Here is a 24,871-nt window from a genome sequence, read left to right as displayed (position 1 = left end):
TAGTGTACGGTATCCCGCTGGCCCGCTTTAACCCCGGAGTGCACATGTCCGATATCGATTCACGGCTGACCGAGCTCGCTGCCCGCCTGGGCGATTCGTTGCGTGAGCTCGCTGCCCAGGTGACCACTGCCGAATCCTGCACCGGGGGAGGTATCGCCGAGGCGATCACTCGCATTCCCGGCAGCTCGGCCTGGTTCGAGGCCGGTTACGTCACCTATTCCAATCGTCAGAAGACCCGGCAACTGGATGTACCCGAAGAGCTGTTCGGTCGCGTAGGCGCAGTCAGCCGCGAAGTGGTCGAAGCGATGGCGCAGGGGGCCCGGCTCGCCAGTGGTGCGCGTTTCGCCGTGGCGGTCAGTGGGGTGGCAGGGCCTGATGGCGGCTCGGCGGAGAAGCCGGTGGGCACGGTCTGGCTGGCCTGGGCCGATGGCGATTCCTTGTCTTCGTGCCGTTGCCGGTTCGATGGCGATCGACAGGCCGTTCGCCGGCAGACGGTCGCCAGGGCCCTGGATGGGCTTATCCGACTAGCTGCAGGAGAAAAAGCGTCCGAGGGGTAGGCGTGGGTCTTGCCCTATGGAATAATACTGGCTACTTATACAGTTGTTGGTGGCCTGTCAGGCCCTCTTGATTAGCGAGGACTTCAATGGACGAGAACAAGAAGCGTGCTTTGTCGGCTGCCCTGGGCCAGATCGAGAAGCAGTTCGGCAAGGGCGCGGTCATGCGCATGGGCGATCATGATCGCCAGGCCATTCCGGCTATTTCCACCGGCTCCCTCGGCCTGGATATCGCTCTCGGCATCGGCGGCCTGCCCAAGGGCCGTATCGTGGAAATCTACGGTCCGGAGTCTTCGGGCAAGACTACTCTCACCCTGTCCGTGATCGCCGAAGCCCAGAAGATGGGCGCCACCTGCGCCTTCGTCGACGCTGAACACGCACTCGACCCGGACTACGCCGGCAAGCTCGGCGTGAACGTCGACGACCTGCTGGTTTCCCAGCCGGACACCGGCGAACAGGCCCTGGAAATCACCGACATGCTGGTGCGTTCCAATGCCGTTGACGTGATCATCGTCGACTCCGTCGCGGCCCTCGTGCCCAAGGCCGAGATCGAAGGCGAGATGGGTGACTCCCACGTTGGTCTGCAAGCCCGCCTCATGTCCCAGGCGCTGCGCAAGATCACCGGCAACATCAAGAACGCCAACTGCCTGGTCATCTTCATCAACCAGATCCGTATGAAGATCGGCGTGATGTTCGGTAGCCCGGAAACCACCACCGGTGGTAACGCCCTGAAGTTCTACGCCTCCGTCCGCCTCGACATCCGCCGCATCGGCGCGGTGAAGGAAGGCGAGGAAGTGGTGGGTAGCGAAACCCGCGTCAAGGTCGTGAAGAACAAGGTCGCTCCGCCTTTCCGTCAGGCCGAGTTCCAGATCCTCTACGGCAAGGGCATCTACCGCAACGGCGAGATCATCGATCTGGGCGTACAGCAGGGCATCCTGGAGAAATCCGGCGCCTGGTACAGCTACCAGGGCAACAAGATCGGCCAGGGCAAGGCCAATTCCGCCAAGTACCTGGAAGACAACCCTGAAGTGGGCAAGGCCGTCGAGAAGCTGATTCGCGAGCAACTGCTCAATCGCGATGCAGTCAAGCCTGATGCCGCTTCCGCCAAGGAAGTCGCTGAAACCGAAGCCGACTTCTAATCCCCATGCCCATCGTGCTCGACAGCCCCGCCGCAGTGCGGCGGGCTGCCATGGACCTCCTGGCACGACGCGAGCACGGGCGAGTCGAGTTGACGCGCAAGCTGCGTCAACGCGGCGCCCCTCCTGAGTTAATCGACAGCGCCCTTGACCGCCTTGCGGACGAGGGCCTGCTCGACGAGTCCCGTTACCTGGAAAGCTTCGTGGCCAGCCGTGCCCGTGCAGGCTATGGGCCGCAGCGTATCCGCGAAGATCTCGCCCAGCGTGGCCTGCCCAGGGATGCTATCGAATCCGCCCTGCGTGAGGCGGGCATCGATTGGGGCAGCCATCTGCGTGATGTCTGGCAGCGCAAGTTCGGGGGAGAACGCCCAAGCGATGCGCGTGAGCGCGCCAAGCAAGGGCGTTACCTCGCCTACCGTGGCTATTCCATGGACATGATCGGCCGCCTGTTGCGCGGCGCTTCACTGGACGACTGAGTTCTCGCCGGCCCTGAGCCATGCGCTGATCGCGCATGGCTGCTTGCCGTTTGGGGGGAGTCGGATGTTCGGGTCAGCTGGCCCAGTGTTGGCGTTCGTTGATGAAGTCGATCAGTTCACGCAGACGCCCGTGGTCGCGGCCATTGAAGGTGAAGGCCAGGCGGACGAGGTCGCAGAACTCGGGCTCGTCCTTTTCCGATTCGCAATACGGGCGCTGTTCGAAGGTGCCTTGCAGGCAGAGGTCGCCGAAGGTTTCACGGACGGTCGTCAGGGCTGCCTCGTTCAAGCCATGGTTCATGCGAACCAGGAAGCTGCCCTTGAGCCAACGGCTTGAATGGTAGTTGCCGTAGAAGCGGGCGATCTCGTCGGCAGCTTCTTCTGCGCTGCTGACCAGGCGCATCAGCCTCAAGTCGGTGGGCAGGATGTAGCGGTTTTGCGCCAGCTGGCGGTCGAGGAAATCCAGCGCGTCCTTCCAGTAGCTACCGTTGGGCTCATCGAGCAAGACGATCGGCACCAGCGGACTCTTGCCGGTCTGCACCAGGGTGAGCACTTCGAGGGCTTCGTCGAGGGTGCCGAAGCCGCCCGGGCAGAGCACCAGTGCGTCTGCTTCCTTGACGAAGAACAGCTTGCGCACGAAGAAGAAATGGAAGGACAGCAGGTTGTCCGTGCCGTCTACCGTGGCGTTGGCGTGTTGTTCGAAGGGCAGGGTGATGTTCAGCCCCAGGCTGTTCTCCAGGCCCGCACCCTCGTGGGCCGCCGCCATGATGCCGCCACCAGCGCCGGTGATCACCATCAGGTCGAGCTTGGCCAACTCCGCGCCCAGATCCCGGGCCAGGGCGTAGATCGGGTGTTCGACCGGCGTCCGCGCCGAACCGAATACGGTGACTTTGCGGCGACGCTTGAACTGTTCGAGAACGCTGAAGGCATGCTCCATCTCGCGGAGCGTCTGCAGCATGATCTTGGCGTCCCAGCGGTTGCGGTCGGCCTGGGCCATGCGCACCACGGTGATCACCATTTCCCGGTACAGCGCGAGGTTGCGGCTGTCCCCCGGGACCGTGAGGTTGATCAGTTCATCGACCTTCTGGTTGAGGTCGATTCCACTGGTCTGGAAGTGTCTCGACAGGTAGTCGTCCGGTTCGTACGGCATAGTGTTCTCCTTGCTCATCAACTGCATCGCAGTGCGTCGAACATCGAGGCCGTCGCATCGCGCAGAGCGTCATCAATTGTCCGGGCCGCATCCACGCGGGCCGCTGAGCGCTCATTTACAGCTTGCTTCAGCCCCGGGATCTTTTCCAGTTGGCGCCCGCCGATACGCGGAGGATAGGAGGGGGATTGTTTCGTCGTGGCTATCGGTCGCGTTTGTCGGAATCTGTCGGCGCCTCCCTTCAGGGCAGTGGCACCGCTCCAGGCCTCACCTAACCTGCCACAGTAGACACACGAAGTTAAAGGGAGGCCCGGGCAAGCCCGGCTTGCGCGGACCGTGCAGGAATAGGCGGAGGAGGGGCAGGCATGCCCAAGCTGAGTCTGGAGATCGACCTCGAGCTTTATCACATGTTGCAGCAGGCCGCGCGCACCAACGGCCTGAGTCTGGAAGAGGAGTGCCAGCGCAGGCTGGACGGCGGCCTGCGCCGGTCACGTTATATGGAGGCGCTGCTGGCGGAGCTTCGCGCCGACGACGAGCAGCGGCGTGCCGCCAAGGATTGAGCGGCGGAGTTTCAGTTCGCAGGCTGGCTCTTGAGGCCGCAGTCGCTGGCAATGAAGCGCTCGCTGCCCACCGGGCGATTGGTCTTGTATTCGCTGAACTCGTAGCGCAGCGCGGCACCGCGGGCCAGCAATTGGCGGTAGCCATTGTTGCGACACACGCTGTTGGCCAGTTGCGCTCGCATGGAGTCCGGGTTGGCGCGCATTTGCGCGGCATGCGCCTCGCGCACGCTCAGGTGGTTCACCAGTTCCGCTCCCGACACGGTGTAACCCTGGTCGAGGATGTCTTCGTTGATCGCCCGCGGCGTGCCGACACTGCTTTCTTCCGCCACCTTTTCCAGCATTTTGGTCAGCTCGAAGTCCTTCAGCGAGGCGGCCTGGGCGGTGAAGGGCAAAGCGAGTGCGAGTGCGAGTACGAGGTGGCGCGGCATGAAAATCTCCAACGGTTGGCAGCCTTTGACCCGAGGTTGGCGCAGGTGTTCAGCGTCACCTTGAAATCGCCCGGCCTCATCGTTGGCGCATCCTGAACAAGCGGGCGAGGCAGATCAAGAGGCAATCGGTCCTTCCCGCAATCTCCCGCCTATCAAGGCTTTCCTCCTGTGCGGCAGCGCGCGGACCTGTCTGCCGTGCCCCGCACGAAATCTCCCTTGAATCAAATTCCAGCGTACCGGTCTGTCGCTTCAGAGGCGGATGGCGATTGGCCGGTTCGCACGGGTTCTATTGCCGTTTTTCGTGAATTTCCCCATGGCGGCGAAATGCTGGCCGCGGCGGGCCTTCGTCGGGAGGTGGCTTCAGGCGGACGGGGCAATCGGTAACAGCGCCATGCGGAGAGGCCCCGGGCCGTTATCCGCCGTGACAGGCGGCGGCATGCCACCCCGCTGCGGATAAGCGAAGCGGCGGTTTTTCGTCGACCAGTCGGTCATCTGTCCTTGGGTGTTACCCCCGTCGCCGACCTTGCGGGTCACCACGACTAAAGGTTGGGGATAGTGCGGGAAACACGAACTGTCACAAAAAACGGACGTCCCCCGGCGTCCAGTGAGGTTGGCCGGCCAAACCCCAGAAACACGTGCGTGCGGGCCAAAGAGGAAAGCTGCGTCAACGGTGCTCCCGAGTGCCGTCTTAAAAAGTTGGGAGTCGAGAACAATGACAATAACTCGTCCTGCCGGCTGGCTTACCGCGTTTTGCGGCGGCAGCCTGGTGCTTACATTTACCCCCCCGGTCCTGGCGTCCGGGTACCACTTCGGTTCGCAATCCGTCTCCGCCCAGGGCACCGCCCATGCCAATGGCGCGGAAGCGGCGGACCCCTCCGTGATTTTCTACAACCCCGCCGGGCTGGCCCGCTTAAAGGGCACCCAGATGACCTCGGGAATGAGCATCCTGATCCCCAAGGGCGAATACGAAGACAAGGGTTCCACCGACCTGTTCGGCAACCCCACCGGCACGGGTGATGGCGATGCCGGTTCCTACCTGCCCGACGCCGCGGCGGCGCCGAACTTTTACTTCTCCAAGGAGATCAACGACAACGTCACCATCGGCATGGGCATCTTCGTGCCCTACGGCGCCAAGCTGGATTACGAGGAAGACTGGAGCGGCCGCTACGGCATCCAGTCGGCGAGCCTGGAGACGGTCAACTTCAACCCCAGCATCGCCTACCGCTTCAACGAGCATCACAGCATCGGCTTCGGCGTCTCGGCCCAGTACATCAAGTCGATCCAGCGTGGCGCGGCGGATGTGAAAGGCGCGTCGAGGCAATTGGCCGGGCAGTTCGTCGCGGCCAACCAGGATGTCACCGAACTGGCGGCGTCGCCTCTCGGGCAGTTCGCGATCCCTCTGCTCTATGGCGTCAACGTGCCCACCGAAATCAGTAGCTGTGACGGGCAGACCGGTGACTCCTTCGTGGACTGTGTGGCGTCCAATTTCTCGGACAACGTCCAGGGCGATGGCTACTTCCGCGCCAAGGGCGATGACTGGGGCTTCGGCTGGAACATCGGCTACCTGTGGGAGCCCACCGAGTTCACTCGCTTCGGCGTCTCCTACCGCTCTCATATCAAGCACACGCTGGAAGGCGAATCGAAATGGAGCTTCGCCGGTGTCCAGGGGGCCGTTCCTTCCCCCACGACAGACCTGAGCGGCGGTATCGATCTCGGGATCATCACCTTGCCGCCACAGGATGCGCTGGAGCAGGTGCTCGATCCATCCAACTGGATCAACCCCGGCGACTTCGCCGCCAGCCGCCTGCACCCCAACTCCAATGCCAGCACCTCGATCGATACCCCCGAGTCGCTGTCCATCAACGCCTTCCACCAGCTCAACGACAAGGTCGCGCTGATGGCCGACGTCACCTGGACCCGCCACTCGCGGCTGGGCACCATCGGCGTGGGGCTCGACCAGGTCGCCGGCTATCCCTACTTCAACGGCGTCACCGAGGGCGACCTTAACGTCAAGCAGGACTGGAACGACACCTACAAGATCTCCCTGGGGATGAACTACCAATACAGCGACGACCTGCTGCTGCGTACCGGCGTCGCCTACGACAAGAGCCCGGTCAGCGGCTCCACCACCCGCCACCCGGGCTTCCCCGATGCGGATCGCTACTGGCTGTCCTTCGGCGCCAACTACCAGCTGTTCAAGGACACCTCGGTGGACCTCGCCTACAGCTTCGTGCAGTTCGACACCGGCAAGATGGACTACACCGACAACTGCTCCCCGGCCGGCTGGGTTCCCGGCAGCGGCGGCCCCTATGTCGACAGCGGCGTGCGCTGCACCGGCAACGGCGGCAACTACAAGGGCGAGTACAAGACCCAGATCCACTTCATCGGCCTGGCGCTCAACCACACCTTCTAAGTGCGGGCGCGGACAGAAGGGCGGCTGCGGCCGCCCTTTTCCGTGGAGGCGCAGGTAAACTGCGCGGCATTCCCCCGCCCTTCAGGAGCCCGCCATGCCAGGCCCGGAAACCGCCCTGCCGCTTGCCCAGCAACGCCGCCCCGTGCGTGTCGCCACCGTGCAGTGGGCGCTCGGCCAGAGCAGTGAGCTGCCGGCCCTGCTAGAGGCACTGGAACACACGGTGGCGACCCTCGCCGGCTACGGTGTTGACCTGGCGGTGTTCCCCGAGTTCTTCCACGTCAACCTGCTCAAGGGCGCACGTTTCGCCCAGGGCCCTGCGCAGATGCGCAAGCTCGCCGAGTACACCGAGCCGCTGCTGGCCGCGTTCTCACGCCTGGCCCAGCGTTACCGGGTCAATCTGTGCCCGGGCAGCCTGCCGCTGGAAGAGGGCGGGCGCATGCTCAACATGAGCTGGCTGTGCCACCGCGACGGCAGCCAGGACCGCCAGCCCAAGCTGCACATCACCCCCAACGAGCGTGAAGCCTGGGGCCTGGAAGGTGGCAACAGCCTGCAGGTGTTCGACAGCGATGTCGGCCGAGTCGGCATCCTCGTCTGCTACGACGTGGAGTTCCCCGAGCTGCCGCGGCTGCTGCGCGAGCAGGGGCTGGAGATCCTACTGGTGCCGTTCTGGACCGACACCCGCCACGGCTACCTGCGCGTGCGTCTCTGCGCCCAGGCCCGCGCGGTGGAGAACGAGTGCTACGTCGCCATCGCCGGGGGCGTCGGCCTGCTGCGCGGGGTGGACAACGTCGACACCCAGTACAGCCAGTCGGCGATCTTCAGCCCGGCCGACCTGCCATTCCCGCCCGACGCCGTGCTGGCCCAGGCGGACGCCAATATCGAATCCTTCGCGATCGCCGACCTGGACCTCGCCCGCCTTGCGCAACTGCGCCAGCAGGGTGCCGTGCGCAACGGCCAGGACAGGCGCCACGACCTCTATCAGTTGCACTGGACCGTTACCCGATGAGTCACGCCGTTTCCCGCCTGCGCGCCGAGTGCCTGGCGCGCAGTACCCGCCCCTTCGTCGCCCGTGGCGCCCGTTCGCCACGCTGCCCGGGTTGCCGGGTGATCGCCGAATACTGCTTCTGCGCGCTGCGCCCCCAGGTGGATGTGCGTTCGGGCGTGTGCCTGTTCATGTACTGCTCGGAGCCGATGAAGCCGAGCAACACCGGCTGGCTGATCGCCGACATCGTGGCCGATACGGCCGCATTCGGCTGGTCCCGCACCGAGGTCGACCCGGCGATCATCGCCCTGCTCGACGACCCGCAATGGCAGCCCTACCTGGTGTTCCCGGGTGAGTATGTCGAGCCGCAATCACGGGTGGTCAGCGACGTGCAGGTGGAGGAGGGCAAGCGCCCGCTGTTCATCCTGCTGGACGCCACTTGGAGCGAAGCCCGCAAGATGTTCCGCAAGAGCCCCTACCTGGATCGCTTCCCGGTGCTCAGCCTGCAGCCGGAGCAGATTTCCCGCTATCGCCTGCGCCGCTCCAATCGCGAGGAGCACCTGTGCACCGCCGAAGTGGCGGCGTTGTGCCTGGAACTGGCCGGGGATGAGCGTGCAGCAGGGGCGCTGAACGCCTACCTGGATGTATTCACCGAGCACTACATCGGTGCCAAGCGCGCCCTGCCGCTGGACCTGGCCAGCCCGGCCCACCAGGCACTCAGCCCCTATCTCTGAGAGGCCGCCTCTGCGCTTGCGGCCGCAGCCTTGCGTTGCGGCCACAGCTGCGCGATCAGCATGCCGACGAACATCAGGCCGCAGCCCAGGTAGCCACGGGCATGCAGTGATTCGTCCAGCAACAGGGCACCGGCGATGGCGGCGAACACCGCTTCCAGGGACAGGATGATCGCCGCGTGCGAGGCGATGGCATGTTTTTGCGCCACCACCTGCAGGGTGTAGCCGATGGCTACGGCGATGACGCCGCCATAGAGGATCGCCGGGCCGGCCGCGAGGATGGCGTCGAGGCGGATCTCCTCCAGCACCACGGCCAGCACCATGCTGATCACCGCGCAGGTGACGAACTGCAGGATGGCCAGGCGAATCGGGTCATAGCGGCTGGCGAAGAAGCCCACCAGCAACACATGCACGCCCCAGACGAAGGCGCCGCACAGCTGCAGCCAATCGCCCGAGGCGACCTGGAAGTTCTCACCGACGCTGAGCAGGAACATGCCCGCAACGGCCAGGCCCGCGCCCAGCCAGGTGCCCATGCCGGTGCGGTGACCCAGCAGCAGGCCGAGCAGCGGCACGATGATCACGTACAGCCCGGTGATGAAGCCCGAGTTGGTCACGCTGGTGAACAGCAGGCCCACCTGCTGCAGATTGATGCCCAGCGACAGGGCCAGGCCCATCAGTACGCCGCCCAGCAGCATGCCCCGGTTCAGTGGCGCTTTCGGTGCCGGGCGTGGCAGCAGGAACAGCAGCGGTAGCAGCACCAGCGCACCGAGGGTGAAGCGCAGGCCGGTATAGAGGAAGGGACCGATGGCATCCATGCCCAGGCGCTGAGCGACGAATGCGGCACCCCAGATGGCGGCGGTGATCAGCATCAGGATATCGGCGCGCAGGGCGTGGCTTCGCATGGTGATTCTCGGCGGGCAAAGGCGCAGACTTTGCCGTAAAGATGCCTGCTTGACCACCCCGTTGCGGGTCGGCATGCTGAGCGCCGCTTTACGGCCAACCCGTAAGCAGTTCAGGGCTTGGCAGAGGCGGCACCTCCCCCGTGCCGGGTGTTTCCGACAAGATCGGCAGCATCTCTGGGCCCACAAGAAAAAGGACACGCCCATGGCCGCATACGAAATCCTCATCGCCGACGATCACCCCCTGTTCCGCAGCGCCCTGCACCAGGCGCTGACCCTCGGGCTCGGCCCGGACGTGCGCCTGGTCGAAGCGGCGAGCATCGCCGAACTCGAATCGCGCCTGGCCGAAAAGGCCGACTGGGACCTGGTCCTGCTGGACCTGAACATGCCCGGCGCTTACGGCTTTTCCGGCCTGGTGCTGCTGCGTGGCCAGTACCCGCAGATTCCGGTGGTGATGATCTCCGCTCAGGAAGAGGCGGCGGTCGTGGTCCGCTCCCGTGAGTTCGGTGCCAGCGGCTTCATCCCCAAATCCAGCCCCCTGGAAGTGATTCAAAGCGCCGTGCGCGCGGTGCTCGATGGCGATGCCTGGTGGCCGCCGCAGGTCGAGGAGAATGTCGCGGTGTCGGCCGAGGCCAAGGCTGCCAGCGCCGGCCTCGCCAGCCTGACGCCGCAGCAGTTCCGCGTGCTGACCATGGTCTGCGAAGGGCTGCTGAACAAGCAGATCGCCTTCGAGCTCAGCGTTTCCGAGGCCACGGTCAAAGCCCACGTCACGGCTATCTTCCGCAAGCTCGGCGTGCGCACTCGCACCCAGGCGGCGTTGCTGTTGCAACAGATGGAATCGATTCCGGCGGCCTGAGCCGGCGGTTTTCACGCAAATTTGATTCGTCGCGGGTTAGCCTGCGGCCTTCCTTCCCTAGCAGTCCCTCTATCTATGTCATCGCCATTCAAGGGCCAGACCGGCCTCAAGCGTATCCTCAATGCCGCCGGCTACTCCCTGGACGGCATGCGTGCCGCCTTCACCGGTGAAGCCGCGTTCCGCCAACTGGTGCTGCTCAACGTGGTGTTGATCCCCATCGCCTTCTTCCTCGACGTCAGCCGTGGCGAGCGCGCGCTGATGATCGCCGCCTGCCTGCTGGCGCTGATCGTCGAGTTGCTCAATTCGGCGGTGGAGGCGGCCATCGACCGCATCTCCCTGGATCGCCACCCGCTGTCGAAGAACGCCAAGGACATGGGCAGCGCGGCCCAGTTCGTCGCCCTGAGCCTGATCACCGCCGTCTGGGCCACCATCCTCCTGGGGTGATCAGGCGATCGGTGGCAGCACGATCTCGTCGCTGCGCCGTACGCCCGCCGTCAGTTCGCGGCACTGGTCGAGGAACTCGCGCATCGCTGCCGTCTGGTACTTCTGCTTGTGCCAGATGAAGTAGAACTGCCGGCGCAGGTCGATGCCCGGCGTCTCCAGCGCCACCAGGCTGCCGCGGCGGAAGGCGTCGCGCAGCGCCAGGCGTGAAATGCAGCTGATGCCCAGCCCCGACTCCACGGCCCGCTTGATGGCTTCGGTGTGCTCCAGCTCCAGGCGGATATTCAGCGGCGTAGGGTGGTGGCGCATGGCCTGGTCGAAGGTCAGGCGGGTGCCCGAACCCTGCTCGCGGAGGATCCACGCCTCGCGGCTGAGCTCGTCCAGCGAGGCCTGGCCGCGAACCGCCAGCGGATGCCCGGGCGCACAGAACACCACCAGTTCGTCTTCCACCCAGGGCAACACCTCGATATCCGGGTGCTGGCAATCGCCTTCGATTAGACCCAGATCAAGTTCGTAGTGGGCGATCTGCTGGACGATATTCATCGTGTTCTGCACATGCAGGCTCACCTGGCACTCGGGGTGGCGCTGCATGAAGCTGCCGATCAGCAGGGTCGCCAGGTAGTTGCCCACGGTGAGCGTGGCGCCGACGGACAGGGAGCCGAAGCCGCTCTTGCCGTTGAGCAGGTCCTCGATCTCCCGCGCCTGGTCCAGCAGCCCCACCGCCTGGGGCAGCAACTGGTGGCCCAGGGCGTTGAGGCTGAGGCGCTTGCCGACGCGGTCGAACAGCTGGCAGCCGGATTGGCGCTCCAGCTCGGTCAGCGAGGTGCTGGCGGCAGACTGTGACAGCGACAGTGATTCGGCGGCCCGGGAGACGCTGCCTTGCTGGGCGACGCTGACGAATACCTGCAATTGACGGAGAGTGAATCGCATATCGATATAACCGATAACCTATATCTTGATAATCCAGTTAACAGATATTGTGGCTATCAATACAATGTCGCGCAATTGCGCCCCGCGTGGCGCTGGCGACATCCCAATTTTCGGAGCCCCCGTAAATGAGCAACATGAACTCCGAGCGCGTCCTCAGCGTTCACCACTGGAACGACACGCTGTTCAGCTTCAAGTGCACCCGTGACCCGGGCCTGCGCTTCGAGAACGGCCAGTTCGTCATGATCGGCCTGCAGCAGCCCAACGGCCGCCCGCTGATGCGCGCCTATTCCATCGCCAGCCCGAACTGGGAAGAGCACCTGGAGTTCTTCAGCATCAAGGTGCCGGACGGTCCGCTGACCTCCCAGCTGCAGCACCTGAAGGAAGGCGACGAGATCATCATCAGCAAGAAGCCCACCGGCACGCTGGTACTCGATGACCTCAACCCCGGCAAGCACCTGTACTTGCTCAGCACCGGTACCGGCCTCGCGCCCTTCATGAGCGTGATCCAGGACCCGGAAACCTACGAGCGCTTCGAGAAGGTGATCCTGGTCCACGGCGTGCGCTACGTGAACGAAGTCGCCTACCGCGAGTTCATCACCGAGCACCTGCCGCAGAACGAGTTCTTCGGCGAGGCGCTGCGTGACAAGCTGATCTACTACCCCACCGTCACCCGCGAGCCCTTCGAGAACCAGGGCCGCCTGACCGACCTGATGCGCAGCGGCAAGCTGTTCGCGGACATCGGCCTGCCGCCGATCAACCCGCAGGACGACCGCGCGATGATCTGTGGCAGCCCGAGCATGCTCGATGAGACCAGCCAGGTGCTCGACAGCTTCGGCCTGAAGATCTCCGCGCGCATGCGCGAGCCGGGCGATTACCTGATCGAGCGTGCATTCGTCGAGAAGTAAGCGTTCCCCGCGCCATGAGAAAGCCCGCTGATCAGCGGGCTTTTTCGTTTCTGCGTTTCGTCGATGGCAGGCGACAGGGGCTCAGATCGGCGAGCCGAAGCGCTGGCCCGAAATCGCCGGGTGGTAGATCGGCTGGATCTTGTTCCCCGCCGGGTCCAGCACGTGGAAGCTGTGGGCGCCGTCGCCATGGGCGAAGGGGCGGTCGAGCAGGGTCACGCCGCTGGCCTTGAGGTAGTCGTACCAGGCCCGCAGCTCGTCCAGGCTGTCCACCACGAAACCGTAGTGATCCACCGCCTGCATGCCGCTGCTGGGCACGTCGGAACGGCCCAGGGAGAGGTTGTCGTTACCGCAGGTGAGGTAGACCAGGTCTTCGTTGGCGCGGTTGAGCACTTGCATGCCGAGGATGTCCACGTAGAAACGTTCGCACTCCTCCAGGTTGGGCACCACGATCGCCAGGTGGCGAAGACCGTTGAGGCGGCTCGGACGGACAGGCATGAGCGGGATTCCTTTTTTGTATACAATTTTCACGGAATATAAAACAAAAGGACTCCAACGTGTATTGCCTTCTGCTCAAGACCCAGCTCAAGCCCGGCAGCCTCGATGCCTTCATGGACGCCATGCGCGTCAACGCCGCCGCCTCCGTACGCAATGAGCCCGGTTGTCTGGTGTTCGACGTATTGCGTGATCGCCGCGACCCCGACCTGGTGTGGCTCTACGAGGTCTACACCGACGAAGCGGCCTTCGAGGCGCATATGGAAACGCCGCATTTCCTCGCCAGCCGCCCGCTGGTGAACCCGCTGATCGTCCAGCAGGACGTCATCGAGGCGGATGTGCTGGCGCTCAACGCGGCGCGTTAGTTGATCGAGGGGAGGGTGGCCATTCAGGCCGAGGGGCTGATTTCCAGCACACGGATCAGCCCCGGGCGGGGGTAGTGCCAGCGCACGTCCAGGTCCCAGAGGCGCGCACCGTAGCGGCGCTCCGGCTCCGGCTGCTGGTAGGCCGGGCGCGGGTCCTGGGCCAGGCACTGCTCGACCAGTTCCACCAGCGGTTCGCCCAGGCGCAGGGCGTGCTCGCGGGCCTGGACCAGCGCTGCCTCTTCCCACTTCACCGGAATCGGTTCCGGCGCCGCCTCGGCGATGCGGTTGGTGGCGCCGTCCTGGCGGTCGACATAGGGCACGTAGGGCTTGATATCAAGCACCGGGGTGCCGTCCAGCAGGTCGATGCCGGAGAGCCAGAGCCGCCCGGGCTCGACCTTGTCCAGCTTCACCACCGACTGGCCGATGCCGTTGGGCCTGTGGGTCGAGCGCGTGGCGAACACCCCGAGCGAGCGATTGCCGCCGAGGCGAGGCGGGCGCACCTTGAGGCGCGGCTTGTCTTCCAGTGCCTGGTGGAAGAGGAACAGCAGCCAGACGTGGCTGACCTCCTCCAGCCCCTGCACCGCATCGCCGCTGTCGAAGGGCGGCAGCAGTTCCAGCACGCCACGGGCGGCGGGCGCCAGGTGCGGCTGGCGGGGGATGGCGAATTTTTCCTTGAAGCAGGAACGGACGATGCCCACGGGCGAAACGGAATACTGCATGACGGGTGGGCTCAGCGGCTGCGGATCGGGGCGTCGAGGGGGACGCGGCAGCCCGCGTCGCGATAGGGGCCGCTGTGGCGCAGCCAGCCTTCGCCGGGTTGTACCTGGGCGCAGCTGTAGTGGCCGTCCAGCTTGCTCTGCCAGAGGTAGAACGGGGCCGGCGCGGCGAAGGCCGGGGCGGCGAGGGCGAGCGAAAGGAGCAGGGACAGCAGGCGCATGGTGCGGAAATCCGGGGCGGTGGCGCGGCTACCCTAGCGCCCCGGCCTGGCCTTGCGCAAGCCGCCGTTGCCCGGCGGCCCGCACAGTGTCATCAGAGGTGGAAGCCACCGTCGATGGGGATGATGTTGCCGGTCATGTAGGCGCCGGCGGTGCTGGCCAGGCTCAGGGCCAGGGCGGACATTTCTTCCTCTCGGCCCCAGCGCTTCATGGGGATGTGCGCCACGTCGGCGGCCAGGGCCTCGCTGTCGTTGGCGATGAACTGGGTCATCTTGCTGGGGAAGCGGCCGGGGGCGATCACGTTGACATTGATGTGGTCGGCCACAAGCTCCTTGGCCAGCATGCGCGAGAGCTGGTGCAGTGCCGCCTTGCTCGGGCCGTATGCGTAGGCTTGCTCGCCGAGGGAGCTGATACCCGCCACCGAGCCGATGTTGATCACCCGCGCCGGGCTCTCGGCATTGCCGGCCTTGCGCAGCAGCGGTAGCAGTTGCTGGATGCAGCTGAATACCGAGGTGACGTTGAGCTGCATGACCTTTTCCCAGCCTTTCACCGGGTAGCTTTCCAGGGGCGCGCCCCAGGTGGTGCCAGCGTTGTTGACCAGGATGTCGAGGTGCTCGATGCGCCCGGCCAGCTCGTTGGCCAGGGCCTTGGCGCCTTCTTCGCTGGAGAGGTCGGCCGCCAGGCCGATGCACTCGCCGTAGGTGGACAGCTCGGCGGCGGTCTCGGCGCAGGCGTCGGCATTGCGGGCACAGATGAACACGCGGGCGCCGGCTTCGAGGAAGCCCTGGGCGATCATTCTGCCGATGCCGCGGGTGCCGCCGGTCACCAGGGCGGTGCGGCCCTGGAGGCTGAAGTAGTGGTGCATGGAAACCTCGTCGCTGATCGGGTGAGGTCCATACCCTAGCCCGGCGCCACCGGTCGCGGCGGCATTATCGAGGCGCGGAATGCGCCGCCATTCCGCCGCTGCGCTTCAGCCGGCTTCCTGCGCTGCGGCCAGCTCCGCGTCCTTGGCCCTGGCCTTCTGCACGGCGGGGCGGGCGAGGAAGCGATCGACATAGGCGCGGAACACGGGCCGCTCGGGGATCAGGCCGTAGGCCATGGTCCAGTTCAGTGCGGTGCCCCAGAGTACGTCGGCGGCGCTGAAGTCATCCCCCAGGACCCAGGTGCGCCCTTGCAGGTGGTTGGCAAAGGTATCGAGCACGGTGGCGAAATCGCCGTAAGGCGAGCGGGAGGGTTCTACGGGCGCGCGTTGCAGCGCGTGGTCCACCACCGCCGGTTCGAAGCAGGTACCGGAGAACACCATCCAGCGCAGGAAGGTGCCGCGCTGCGGGCTTTCCAGCGAGGGCGTGAGCCCGGCGTCGGCATAGAGGTCGGCGAGGTAAAGGTACACCGCGACCTGCTCGGTGACGATGGTTTCGCCGTGGCGAATGGCCGGGACCTTGCCCATGGGGTTGATGGCCAGGTACGCGGGCTGGCGCTGCTCGCCCTTGTGCATGTTCATCAGGTGCAGGTCGTAGTCGGCACCCAGTTCCTCCAGCAGGGTGAGGATGCCGGAGGAGCGGGTGTGCGGGCAGTGGAACAGGGTGATGTGGCGGTTCATCTCTACTCCTACTCGAGCGATCAATAGAGGTGGGCGTAGCCGTACTGCGGGCCGATGCCCAGGCTCGGCTTCATGCCCAGTTCGATGATATGCACCTGCACGTCGGTGAAGGTCTGCTTGAAGGCGTTGATGCTGTGGGGCACGCAGGTACCGCAGCAGTCGATCTCGCTGACCAGGGTGACGTCAGTGAGGTGGCCGATGAAGCCCGGGCGGCCGTGGATGTAGTTGATCAGCCGAGGCTCGGTATGGAACTGGCCCATGCCGCCGCAGGCGAAGGTGCGGATATTGGTCGCCACGTCGGGCACGAACTCCACGCCCCATTCGTGCACCAGCTTGTTCAGGGCCGTCTTGCTGAAGGAGCTCATGGCCGAGAAGGAGAACAGGTTCAGCGGCGGGGCGTTGTTGAAGGTGCAGTGGGCGATGCACAGGTTGTGCGCTTCGGGGTTGAAGTTCGAGAGCTTCTGGTTCTTCTCGAAGGACTCGTTGACGGCGTAGCGCAGGGTGGCGATCAGCTCGTGGGCGTCCTGGTGGTTCATGGCGGGCATGGAGGGGTCTTCCTTGGTCGAGAGCTTCCTGTATAGGCGAGTCTCGCCGCGGCGCAAGGTCGAACCGACAGCGGGTGCCGGCCAATGCCAACCGCATCCCACCCTAGCCCGGGATTCAGCTCCGGGGCTGATCGGCACCCATAAAAAAGCCCCGCATCGGCGGGGCTTCTTCATGGCTCAGGGCGTACTTAGACGCGCTCGGCCCAGAGGTCGTACTCGTCGGCATCGACCACGCGCACCATCACCTTGTCGCCCGGCTTCAGATCGGTGCTGTCGATGAACACGCTGCCGTCGATCTCCGGGGCGTCGGCGAAGGAGCGGCCAACCGCGCCTTGCTCGTCCACTTCGTCGATCAGCACTTCGATTTCCTTGCCGATCTTCAGCTGCAGGCGCTCGGCGGAGATCGCCTGCTGGTGCGCCATGAAGCGATCCCAGCGGTCCTGCTTGACGTCGTCCGGCACCGGCTCCAGGTTCATGTCGTTGGCCGGGGCGCCGTCCACCGGGGAGTACTGGAAGCAGCCGACGCGGTCCAGCTGGGCTTCGCTCAGCCAGTCCAGCAGGTACTGGAAGTCTTCCTCGGTCTCGCCGGGGAAGCCGACGATGAAGGTGGAGCGGATGGTCAGCTCGGGGCAGATCTCGCGCCACTTCTTGATGCGGGCCAGGGTCTTGTCCTCGAAGGCCGGGCGCTTCATGGCCTTGAGCACTTTCGGGCTGGCGTGCTGGAAGGGGATGTCCAGGTAGGGCAGCAGCTTGCCGGCGGCCATCAGCGGGATCACGTCATCGACGTTCGGGTAGGGGTACACGTAGTGCAGGCGCACCCACACGCCCATGCTCGACAGCGCCTGGCACAGCTCCAGCATGCGGGTCTTCACCGGCTGGCCATTCCAGAAGTCGGTCTTGTACTTCATATCGACGCCATACGCGCTGGTGTCCTGGGAGATCACCAGCAGCTCCTTCACGCCGGCTTTTACCAGGCGCTCGGCTTCGCTCAGCACATCACCCACCGGGCGGCTGACCAGCTTGCCGCGCATGGAGGGAATGATGCAGAAGCTGCAGGTGTGGTTGCAGCCCTCGGAAATCTTCAGGTACGCGTAGTGGCGCGGGGTCAGCTTGATGCCCTGCGGCGGCACCAGGTCGATCAGCGGGTTGTGCTCGGTCTTCGGCGGGATCACCTCGTGCACCGCGTTGACCACCTGCTCGTACTGCTGCGGGCCGGTAACGGCCAGCACGCTGGGGTGCACGTCGCGGATGCTGTCTTCGGCCACGCCCATGCAGCCGGTGACGATGACCTTGCCGTTCTCGGCGATGGCTTCACCGATCACGTCCAGGGATTCGGCCTTGGCGCTGTCAATGAAGCCGCAGGTGTTGACCACCACGACGTCGGCATCCTGGTAGGTCGGGACGATCTCGTACCCTTCCATGCGCAGCTGGGTGAGGATGCGTTCGGAATCGACCGTGGCTTTGGGGCAACCAAGGGAGACGAAACCGACTTTGGGCGTTGCGGTGGACATTGGCGGCTAACCTCGAAGGGCACCTCGTTGGGTGCCTCTGATCAAAAAGTGCGCAATTCTAGCGGCAGCCCGCGCGCTTGACCAGCCTCTTCGGGACAAGCTGTCACAGGACGTGGCAAGGCGCGTGAAGCCCGGTAATTGTAGGCGGCAGGCTCTATAGTCAGTCAGTGCGAACTTGTCCGACGCTTGCGTCGACGAATGGGTCGGAGCAGGATGCGCGGAATTTTTTCTGAGGAATTTTGTTACATGTCCGATGCAAGCGCTGGCGCCGTTGAACATGAACAGCCCCATTCCAGCTCCGCGATCGGCCTGATGGTCGGCGCCGTGGGTGTCTGCTACGGCGATATCGGTACCAGCCCGCTGTACACCCTGAAGGAAGTCTTCATCGGCGGTTATGGCGTGCAGGCCAACCACGACGGCGTGCTCGGCGTGCTATCGCTGATCTTCTGGTCGCTGATCTGGGTGGTGTCGATCAAGTACGTGATCTTCGTCCTGCGTGCCGACAACCAGGGCGAGGGCGGGGTCATGGCCTTGTCCGCGCTGGCCCGCCGCGCCGCTGCCGGGCGTCAACGCCTGCAGGCGATGGTGGTGATCGCCGGCCTGATCGGCGCCGCGCTGTTCTACGGCGACAGCATGATCACCCCGGCCATTTCGGTGCTCTCCGCCATCGAGGGCCTGGAGATCGCCTTCGACGGGCTGGAGCACTGGGTGGTACCCCTGTCGCTGATCGTGCTCGTTGGCCTGTTCCTGATCCAGAAGCACGGCACCACACGCATCGGCATCCTCTTCGGGCCGGTGATGGTTGCCTGGTTCCTCGCCCTCGCGGCCCTAGGCATCTACGGCGTGTCGCAAGAGCCGGAAGTGCTCAAGGCGATGAGCCCGGTCTGGGCGATCAACTTCTTCATCTCCCACCCGGGCATCGGCGTCGCCATCCTCGGTGCCACCGTGCTGGCGCTGACCGGCGCCGAGGCGCTGTACGCCGACATGGGCCACTTCGGCCGCAAACCCATTGCCCGTGCCTGGTTCGCCCTGGTGCTGCCGGCGCTGGTGCTGAACTACTTCGGCCAGGGCGCGACCATCCTGGTCAACCCCGAGGCTGCGCGTAATCCCTTCTACCTGACGGCCCCGGGCTGGGCGTTGCTGCCGATGGTGGCGCTGTCCACCGCCGCCACCGTGATCGCCTCCCAGGCGGTGATCTCCGGCGCCTTCTCCCTGACCCGCCAGGCCATCCAGCTCGGTTATGTGCCGCGCATGTTCATCCAGCACACCTCCAGCCACGAGCAGGGGCAGATCTACATCCCGGCGGTGAACTGGGCGCTGATGGTCGGCGTGGTGCTGCTGGTGCTGGGCTTCGAATCCTCCGCCGCCCTGGCCTCGGCCTACGGCGTGGCGGTGACCGGCACTATGTTGATGACCACCCTGCTGATGGGCGTGGTGATCTGGTTATTGTGGAAATGGCCGCTGTGGCTGGCCATCCCCTTCTTCCTGCTGATGCTGCTGGTGGACATCCTGTTCTTCGCCGCCAACCTGCCCAAGGTCATCCAGGGCGGTGCCTTCCCGGTGATCGCCGGTATCGCCCTGTTCATCCTCATGACCACCTGGAAGCGTGGCCGCCAGTTGCTGGTGGATCGCCTCGATGAAGGCTCGCTACCGCTGCCGTTGTTCATCGCCAGCATCCGCTCGCAGCCGCCGCACCGCGTGCAGGGGACTGCCGTGTTCCTAACCGCGCGTTCCGACGCCGTGCCCCACGCGTTGTTGCACAACCTGCTGCACAACCAGGTGCTGCACGAGCAGGTGGTGTTGCTCACCGTGGTCAACGAAGACAGCCCGCGGGTATCGCCGGAGCGGCGCTTCGAGGTGGACGCCTATGGCGAGGGCTTCTTCCGCGTGGTGCTGCACTTCGGCTTCATCGAAGACCCGGACATCCCCCAGGCGCTGAAGCTGTGCCACCTCAACGAGCTGGACTTCAGCCCGATGCGCACCACCTACTTCCTCAGCCGCGAGACGGTGATCCCCTCCAAGCTGATCGGCATGGCGATCTGGCGCGAGGCGTTGTTCGCCTTCCTGCTGAAGAACGCCAACGGCAACCTGCGCTACTTCAACCTGCCGCTCAATCGCGTGATCGAACTCGGTACGCAGGTGGAGATCTAGTCGGCGACGGGGTTCGCCATAACGAAAAAGCCCGGGCATGGCCCGGGCTTTTTCATGGGGTGTCGATCAGTCGCGGCCGGGCAGCATGCGCCGCACGGTGTCGTCCTTGCTGATGAAGTGGTGGAACAGCGCGGCCACCGCGTGCAGGCCGATCAGCCAGTAACCGAGGACGGCCACGGTCTCGTGCACTTCCTTGATCTGGCCGGCGAGGTCGGGGTTCTTGTCGATCAGCGGCGGCAGCTCCAGGCCGAAGAAGGGGATCGGCTTGCCGGCGGCGCTGAGGATCAGCCAGCCAGCGAACGGCAGGCCCAGCATCAGGCCGTACAGCGCCAGGTGCGCCAGCTTCGCCAGGGCGTTCTGCCAGGCCGGTGGGTTCGGGGTGATCGGCGGAGTGGGGGAGAGGAAGCGTGCGGCGATGCGCACGAACACCAGGGCAAATACCGAAAGGCCCAGCATGAAGTGCCATTGCTTGAGCAGTTCGCGGGTTTCGCTGCCCTTGGGGAAGTTGCCCTTCAGCTCGATGGTGGCGTAGACGGCGGCGATCAGCAGCAGCATCAGCCAGTGCAGGGCGATGGAAAGTTTCCCGTAGCGGGAGGTCTGGGTGGTCATCACGGCTCCTTGTTGTCCCGCATCGTGGCGGCGGGCTTGTCCTCAGTTTAGCGGCCGTGGCTTAAGTGAAAATGAAGCAGATCAAAAGTCGCGCCACACGCCACCTGGCGGGTGGCGTGCAGGTGGCGTCATGGGGCAGGCTGGCGCTTGGCGATGGCGGTGACCAGGCGTTCCGCCAGCGCCGGGTAGTTTTCGTCGTAGTGGTGGCCGCCGGGCAGCGCCAGCACTTCACCTGGGGCGCCGGGCTGGGTACAGCCGCTCTCGCTGGCCTCTTCCTTGCCATAGACGCAAAGCACCTTCTCGGCCGGCAGCTTGATCAGTTCCGGGCCGGTGGGCGCTTCCTGGCCGGCCTTGCCGAGCCAGCCCTGCACCTCGATCTCGAAGCTGCCGCTGCGCGCCAGGGCCAGCAGGAGGATGGCGTCCACCTGCTGCTGGTCCGCCTTGGGCAGGCGGTTGTAGAAGGCCGGCAATACATCGGCGCCGAAGGAGTAGCCGGCCAGTACGAAGCGCTGGGCGCCCCATTTCTCGCGGTACTGCTTCATCAGCCGGCTGAGGTCGGCGGCGCCCTGTTCGGGGCTTTTGTGCTGCCAGAAGTAGCGCAGCGCATCGATGCCGACCACCGAGTGGTCGCGCTTGGCCATTTCCTCGGCCACGGCGCGGTCCAGGTCACGCCAGCCGCCGTCGCCCGAATAGAACAGGGTGACGGTGGAGGAGGGCTTGGCGGCGGGCACCTCGACCACCGGCATCTGTGTGCCTTCGCCTTGAAGCAGGGCGCGCAACTGCTCGTTGAGCAGCTGGGGCAGGGTGGTGTCGTAGTCACTGATGCTGGTGTCGGCGTTGGCCTGCTCTCGGGCGAAGGCGGCACTGGGATCGTCCGGGTTGTCGTTCCAGGCGATGCTCCAGTGGCCGTGGGGGGCGGTCTTGGGCAGCGGGGTCGGGCAGTCGGCGTGTTCCAGGCTGAAGTCGATGGACAGGGCGCGTGCCTCGTCCTTGTCCTGGCCGGCCAGCCAACGCCAGGCGAAGGCGGCTCCTGGGCCTATGCCCGCCACCAGGGTCGGTTCGCCCTGGAGCAGCTCCTGCGCGTTCTGGAGCAGGTGCTGCTGGGCGTCGCAATCATTGGCCGGCAGGGCCAGTTGCACGATGCGGGCGGCGCTGTCGTGAGCCAGGGCCAAGAGCTCGGCTTCCTTCAGTTGCTGCTCGGCATCCACCAGCACCAGCACCCGCGCCTTGGCATCCGCTGGCGGGGTCGCCAGGGTGGCGGGGCTGCCGTCCGCCAGCTGCTTCTGTTCGACCCGTGCCTGGGGCGCGGGGCGGCTCCAGAGCGCCAGGCCGACGCCGATGGCGAGAAGGATGACGACCACCAGGATGCGCTGCCATTTATGTTTGAGCATGGTTCCCTCAGCGTTTGACCAGTCCGGTGAAGCCGCCGGCGATAAGCGCGGCGGTATCGGCCAGCGCCACTAGCGGGTCGAGGCCGGCGGGCACTGCCATGTAGCGCGGCTCCCACTCGGGCTGGAACTTGTCCTTGAAGCGGCGCAGGCCCTGGAAGTTGTAGAACTGCTCGCCACGGCGGAACACCAGGGCGCCCAGGCGCTGGGTCAGCGGCGCACCACGGCGCGGCTGCAGGCCGGCCAGGGGCACCATGCCCAGACTGAAGCGTTCATGCCCGCGCTCCTTGAAGTGCAGCAGCAGGTTGAGCATGAGGAATTCCATGGTCAGCTTGGGCGCTTCGGGGTGCACGCGCATCAGGTCCAGGCTGGCCAGGTCGCTGCTGCTGGTCTCCAGCAGGTTGGCAAAGGCCATGGCCTTGCCTTCGAAGGAAACCACCGCAATGCGGAAGTGCTTGAGGTAGTCCGGGTCGAAGCGGCCTAGGGAGAAGCCCTTCTCGCGCACCTGCTTGCCCTGCATCCAGGCTTCGGAGATGGCTTGCAGCGTCTCCAGGGGCGCTAGCCCGGCGTCGAATATCTCCATCGACAGGCCGTCACGCTGGCCCCGGCTGAGGGTGTAGCGCAGATCCTTCATGGCCTTGTTCTTGGCTTCCAGGTCGAAGCGGCGCAAGTCGACCCGCGCCTCTTCGCCGAGCTTCAGGGCGCTGAGGCCGATATCCATGTAGTAGGGCAGGTTCTCCGCACGCACCTGGTAGAACACCGGGCGCGCGTGGTGCACGTCGCAGAGGTCGCGGAACTGCCAGATCAGCTCGGCGCGGTGGTTGGCCTTGCCGATGGGGTCGAACAGCGCCACCAGGCTGCGGCCGCGACGGGCGAACATCAGGAAAGCGTCTTCCTCGGGGTGGAACAGCAGCGCCTTGTCGCCGGTCAGCACCAGGCCGCCGTCGGGCTGGCCGGATGCCTTGACGATCTCGCTGGCCTTGAGCAGTTCTTCCTCGGTGGGCTCGTGGATCACCAGGGGGATCGGTCGCAGCAGCCAGATCAGTGCCAGGCCGGCCAGCAACAGGCCGCTGCCCAGGGTCGCGCGCAGGGTGCGCGGGGCGTCGGCGTCCACGGCGAACTGCCAGAACAACTCATGGCTATAGGGCACGTCCTGGTAGGCGAAGAACATCAGCCACAGCGACGCCGCCAGCACGCAGGCGCTGGCGCCCAGGTTGACCGGCGAGAAGGGCATCTCCAGCAGGCGGCTGGGTCGATAGAAGGCGCTGCGGAACATCGCCAGGAGGATGGCGGTGAGCACCAGCAGGCTGGCCTCTTCCCAATCGAAGCCCTTGAGCATCGACAGGCCGGCACCGGCCAGCAGCAGGATCACCGTCAACGCCCAGGCCGCCGACAGGCGCCGGCGCAGGCCGTGGGCCAGCAGCAGGCAGAGTACGCCCACCAGGCTGGCGGCCAGGTGCGAGGCGTCGATCAGGCGATGGGGGATCAGGAAGCTCAGGTGCTCCAGGCGGGTGTCGATGGCCGGGGTGGCGCCGGAGAACAGCAGCACCACGCCGGAGAGGAACACCATCAACGACAGCACCGGCGCGGCCAGGCCGGAGGCGGCGCGTACCGCCTGGCGCCCGGCGGGCAGGAAGCGCTGCGCCTCGTTGGCCAGCAGCAGCAGGCAGGCGAGGATCAGCGGCAGGCCCACATAGATGAGGCGGTAGAGCAGCAGCGCGGCGGCCAGGGGCGCGGCACCGAGCTGGCCGGCAAAGGCTGCCAGCAGTACGGCTTCGAACACACCGACGCCGCCCGGCACGTGGCTGAGCACGCCGGCGGCCAGGGCCAGCAGGTAGACCAGCAGGAAGGCGCCCAGGGGCGGTGCTTCCGGCAGCAGTACATAGAGCACGGCGGCGGCAGCGCAGACATCGATCAGGGTGATCAACAACTGCAACGCCGACAGCTGCAGGCCCGGCAGGCGCAGGGTGCGATGGCCGATGCGGATGTTCACGCAACCCGGGGTCGGCGCCACCGGCTCACGCAGGCGCGACAGCCAGAGCACGGCGATGACGGTGGCCGCAATCACCGCGCTGGCGATGATCGCCACCAGGGTGGTGGAAATGCGCAGGGCCTGGGCGGCGGCCGGCAGGTCGCTCAACGCGGCCACGGCGGCCAGGGGCGGCAGGGCGCTGCCCAGGGCCAGGCTGGCGAACAGGGTGATGCGGGCGATATCCCCAGTGCCGACGTTGTCGCGGCTGTAGAGGCGGTAGCGCACCGAGCCGCCGGTGATCACCGACAGGCCGATGGCGTTGCCGATGCCGGTGGCGCAGAAGCTGCCCAGGGCCATGCGCGGGAAGGGCAGCTTGACCCCGGCGAAGCGGCAGCCGGACCACTCGTAGCCCATCAGCGCGACGAAGCCGATCGCCGTGGCGCCGATGGCCATCAGCAGGCTGGTGCCGGGCACATCCCGCACCGCCGTGCGCAGCGCATCGGGGTCGAGCTCGCGCAGCAGGTGCCAGCAGGCGACCAGGCCGATGGTGAACAGCAGAAGGGTAAAGGCCAACCCGATGGGCTGTCGGTAGGCGCTTATGCGGTCGAGCCAGCGCAGTTGCGCAGGTTCGTCCTGCAGGGTGGGATCTTCGGGGAGCGGGTTTTCAGCGGTGGAGTTGGCGCGCATCGAGCACCTCATGCAATGTGCGCCACAGGATGTGGGCAGCGCGGGCAAGTTCCAAGCCCCGTCATGCAATATTTTCCATGGCTCATGGCCTGACCGAGGGAGGAGCGGCTATAGCCTAAGAAAAGACGCCCAAACGAAAAAGGCCACTCTTTCGAGTGGCC

26 protein-coding genes are annotated in these 24,871 nt (G+C 65.4%); 12 read left to right on the top strand and 14 right to left on the bottom strand.

Translation table 11 applies throughout. From position 1 onward, the window contains the following. Positions 1 to 44: 44 nt before the first annotated feature. The 3 genes from ACXI0U_RS17245 (at position 45) to recX (ending at position 2,166) form a co-directional block, all read left to right on the top strand. Positions 45 to 557 (top strand): CinA family protein, encoded by a 513-nt coding sequence (locus ACXI0U_RS17245; RefSeq protein ID WP_479550601.1) that lies wholly within the window; start codon positions 45 to 47, stop codon positions 555 to 557. Between the two features lie 86 nt (positions 558 to 643). Beyond that, positions 644 to 1,693: a recombinase RecA gene (gene recA, locus ACXI0U_RS17240; RefSeq protein ID WP_021222513.1), complete on the top strand. Its 1,050-nt coding sequence runs from the start codon at positions 644 to 646 to the stop codon at positions 1,691 to 1,693. A 5-nt stretch (positions 1,694 to 1,698) separates the two neighbouring features. Beyond that, a complete protein-coding gene (gene recX, locus ACXI0U_RS17235) occupies positions 1,699 to 2,166 on the top strand; it encodes a recombination regulator RecX (RefSeq protein WP_374978740.1) in 468 nt (155 codons plus the stop codon). A gap of 73 nt (positions 2,167 to 2,239) precedes the next feature. On the opposite strand, the gene ACXI0U_RS17230 is transcribed toward recX, so the two are convergent. Beyond that, the gene (locus ACXI0U_RS17230) at positions 2,240 to 3,313 is read right to left on the bottom strand and encodes an LOG family protein (protein ID WP_263399979.1); all 1,074 of its coding nucleotides are present in this window, start codon (positions 3,311 to 3,313) and stop codon (positions 2,240 to 2,242) included. A 362-nt stretch (positions 3,314 to 3,675) separates the two neighbouring features. Here ACXI0U_RS17230 and ACXI0U_RS17225 point away from each other — a divergent pair, with 362 nt between their 5' ends. Further along, entirely contained in the window at positions 3,676 to 3,870 is a 195-nt protein-coding gene (locus ACXI0U_RS17225; RefSeq protein WP_316925704.1) for a hypothetical protein, read from the top strand. Between the two features lie 11 nt (positions 3,871 to 3,881). On the opposite strand, the gene ACXI0U_RS17220 is transcribed toward ACXI0U_RS17225, so the two are convergent. Then, complete coding sequence (locus ACXI0U_RS17220; protein ID WP_021222517.1) at positions 3,882 to 4,298, bottom strand: quorum-sensing-regulated virulence factor family protein; 417 nt, start codon at positions 4,296 to 4,298, stop codon at positions 3,882 to 3,884. Positions 4,299 to 5,010: 712 nt separating this feature from the next. Here ACXI0U_RS17220 and ACXI0U_RS17215 point away from each other — a divergent pair. The 3 genes from ACXI0U_RS17215 to ACXI0U_RS17205 all read left to right on the top strand — a co-directional run bounded on the left by ACXI0U_RS17215 (position 5,011) and on the right by ACXI0U_RS17205 (position 8,427). Continuing rightward, positions 5,011 to 6,711 (top strand): OmpP1/FadL family transporter, encoded by a 1,701-nt coding sequence (locus tag ACXI0U_RS17215; RefSeq protein ID WP_374981880.1) that lies wholly within the window; start codon positions 5,011 to 5,013, stop codon positions 6,709 to 6,711. A gap of 94 nt (positions 6,712 to 6,805) precedes the next feature. Then, the gene (locus ACXI0U_RS17210; protein ID WP_374981879.1) at positions 6,806 to 7,717 is read left to right on the top strand and encodes a carbon-nitrogen hydrolase family protein; all 912 of its coding nucleotides are present in this window, start codon (positions 6,806 to 6,808) and stop codon (positions 7,715 to 7,717) included. Beyond that, positions 7,714 to 8,427, top strand: a complete 714-nt coding sequence (locus tag ACXI0U_RS17205) for a tRNA-uridine aminocarboxypropyltransferase (RefSeq protein WP_021222520.1) — start codon at positions 7,714 to 7,716, stop codon at positions 8,425 to 8,427. Before ACXI0U_RS17210 ends, ACXI0U_RS17205 begins: the two co-directional genes overlap by 4 nt. Here the strand turns inward: ACXI0U_RS17205 and ACXI0U_RS17200 are convergent. Beyond that, positions 8,418 to 9,401 (bottom strand): DMT family transporter, encoded by a 984-nt coding sequence (locus ACXI0U_RS17200; RefSeq protein WP_374981878.1) that lies wholly within the window; start codon positions 9,399 to 9,401, stop codon positions 8,418 to 8,420. The genes ACXI0U_RS17205 and ACXI0U_RS17200 overlap by 10 nt on opposite strands. Before the next feature lie 127 nt (positions 9,402 to 9,528). Between ACXI0U_RS17200 and erdR the strand changes: the two genes are divergently transcribed. Both erdR and ACXI0U_RS17190 read left to right on the top strand, forming a co-directional pair. After that, positions 9,529 to 10,179: a response regulator transcription factor ErdR gene (erdR, locus tag ACXI0U_RS17195; RefSeq protein ID WP_374981877.1), complete on the top strand. Its 651-nt coding sequence runs from the start codon at positions 9,529 to 9,531 to the stop codon at positions 10,177 to 10,179. A gap of 75 nt (positions 10,180 to 10,254) precedes the next feature. Then, positions 10,255 to 10,623, top strand: coding sequence for a diacylglycerol kinase (locus ACXI0U_RS17190; RefSeq protein ID WP_021222523.1), 369 nt, complete (start codon positions 10,255 to 10,257; stop codon positions 10,621 to 10,623). Here the strand turns inward: ACXI0U_RS17190 and ACXI0U_RS17185 are convergent, their stop codons facing one another. Continuing rightward, on the bottom strand, positions 10,624 to 11,550 hold the full coding sequence (locus ACXI0U_RS17185; RefSeq protein ID WP_043243618.1) for a LysR family transcriptional regulator: 927 nt from the start codon (positions 11,548 to 11,550) through the stop codon (positions 10,624 to 10,626). It abuts the gene before it with no gap. 125 nt (positions 11,551 to 11,675) lie between these two features. Between ACXI0U_RS17185 and fpr the strand changes: the two genes are divergently transcribed. Next, positions 11,676 to 12,455, top strand: coding sequence for a ferredoxin-NADP reductase (fpr, locus tag ACXI0U_RS17180; RefSeq protein ID WP_021222525.1), 780 nt, complete (start codon positions 11,676 to 11,678; stop codon positions 12,453 to 12,455). Positions 12,456 to 12,536: 81 nt separating this feature from the next. On the opposite strand, the gene ACXI0U_RS17175 is transcribed toward fpr, so the two are convergent. Beyond that, positions 12,537 to 12,950 (bottom strand): VOC family protein, encoded by a 414-nt coding sequence (locus tag ACXI0U_RS17175; protein ID WP_021222526.1) that lies wholly within the window; start codon positions 12,948 to 12,950, stop codon positions 12,537 to 12,539. A 59-nt stretch (positions 12,951 to 13,009) separates the two neighbouring features. Here ACXI0U_RS17175 and ACXI0U_RS17170 point away from each other — a divergent pair, with 59 nt between their 5' ends. Continuing rightward, the gene (locus ACXI0U_RS17170) at positions 13,010 to 13,312 is read left to right on the top strand and encodes a putative quinol monooxygenase (RefSeq protein WP_374981876.1); all 303 of its coding nucleotides are present in this window, start codon (positions 13,010 to 13,012) and stop codon (positions 13,310 to 13,312) included. Between the two features lie 23 nt (positions 13,313 to 13,335). On the opposite strand, the gene tsaA is transcribed toward ACXI0U_RS17170, so the two are convergent. From tsaA to rimO, 6 genes are all read right to left on the bottom strand, one after another. Further along, on the bottom strand, positions 13,336 to 14,031 hold the full coding sequence (gene tsaA / locus ACXI0U_RS17165) for a tRNA (N6-threonylcarbamoyladenosine(37)-N6)-methyltransferase TrmO (protein ID WP_374981875.1): 696 nt from the start codon (positions 14,029 to 14,031) through the stop codon (positions 13,336 to 13,338). 11 nt (positions 14,032 to 14,042) lie between these two features. Continuing rightward, the gene (locus ACXI0U_RS17160) at positions 14,043 to 14,249 is read right to left on the bottom strand and encodes a hypothetical protein (protein WP_021222529.1); all 207 of its coding nucleotides are present in this window, start codon (positions 14,247 to 14,249) and stop codon (positions 14,043 to 14,045) included. Positions 14,250 to 14,341: 92 nt separating this feature from the next. Continuing rightward, positions 14,342 to 15,112 carry a RhlG family 3-oxoacyl-ACP reductase gene (locus ACXI0U_RS17155; protein WP_184487699.1) on the bottom strand — a complete coding sequence of 257 codons (771 nt, stop codon included), beginning with the start codon at positions 15,110 to 15,112 and terminating at the stop codon, positions 14,342 to 14,344. A gap of 105 nt (positions 15,113 to 15,217) precedes the next feature. Further along, positions 15,218 to 15,847, bottom strand: coding sequence for a glutathione S-transferase family protein (locus ACXI0U_RS17150; protein WP_043243615.1), 630 nt, complete (start codon positions 15,845 to 15,847; stop codon positions 15,218 to 15,220). A 20-nt stretch (positions 15,848 to 15,867) separates the two neighbouring features. Further along, positions 15,868 to 16,392 carry a hypothetical protein gene (locus ACXI0U_RS17145; RefSeq protein WP_021222532.1) on the bottom strand — a complete coding sequence of 175 codons (525 nt, stop codon included), beginning with the start codon at positions 16,390 to 16,392 and terminating at the stop codon, positions 15,868 to 15,870. Positions 16,393 to 16,580: 188 nt separating this feature from the next. Then, positions 16,581 to 17,903 carry a 30S ribosomal protein S12 methylthiotransferase RimO gene (gene rimO / locus ACXI0U_RS17140; protein ID WP_184487700.1) on the bottom strand — a complete coding sequence of 441 codons (1,323 nt, stop codon included), beginning with the start codon at positions 17,901 to 17,903 and terminating at the stop codon, positions 16,581 to 16,583. Positions 17,904 to 18,149: 246 nt separating this feature from the next. Here rimO and ACXI0U_RS17135 point away from each other — a divergent pair, with 246 nt between their 5' ends. Further along, complete coding sequence (locus tag ACXI0U_RS17135) at positions 18,150 to 20,054, top strand: potassium transporter Kup (protein ID WP_021222583.1); 1,905 nt, start codon at positions 18,150 to 18,152, stop codon at positions 20,052 to 20,054. Between the two features lie 66 nt (positions 20,055 to 20,120). Here ACXI0U_RS17135 and ACXI0U_RS17130 read toward each other — a convergent pair whose 3' ends face one another. The 3 genes from ACXI0U_RS17130 to mprF form a co-directional block, all read right to left on the bottom strand. Next, positions 20,121 to 20,663, bottom strand: a complete 543-nt coding sequence (locus ACXI0U_RS17130; protein ID WP_184487702.1) for a cytochrome b — start codon at positions 20,661 to 20,663, stop codon at positions 20,121 to 20,123. 128 nt (positions 20,664 to 20,791) lie between these two features. Next, complete coding sequence (locus ACXI0U_RS17125) at positions 20,792 to 22,054, bottom strand: virulence factor family protein (RefSeq protein WP_479550600.1); 1,263 nt, start codon at positions 22,052 to 22,054, stop codon at positions 20,792 to 20,794. Positions 22,055 to 22,061: 7 nt separating this feature from the next. Beyond that, positions 22,062 to 24,710, bottom strand: coding sequence for a bifunctional lysylphosphatidylglycerol flippase/synthetase MprF (gene mprF / locus ACXI0U_RS17120; RefSeq protein ID WP_374981872.1), 2,649 nt, complete (start codon positions 24,708 to 24,710; stop codon positions 22,062 to 22,064). Between the last annotated feature and the right edge of the window lie 161 nt (positions 24,711 to 24,871).

This window comes from Pseudomonas sp. C9D1 (assembly GCF_056491235.1).
This window is presented reverse-complemented; position numbering and strand designations above follow the sequence as displayed.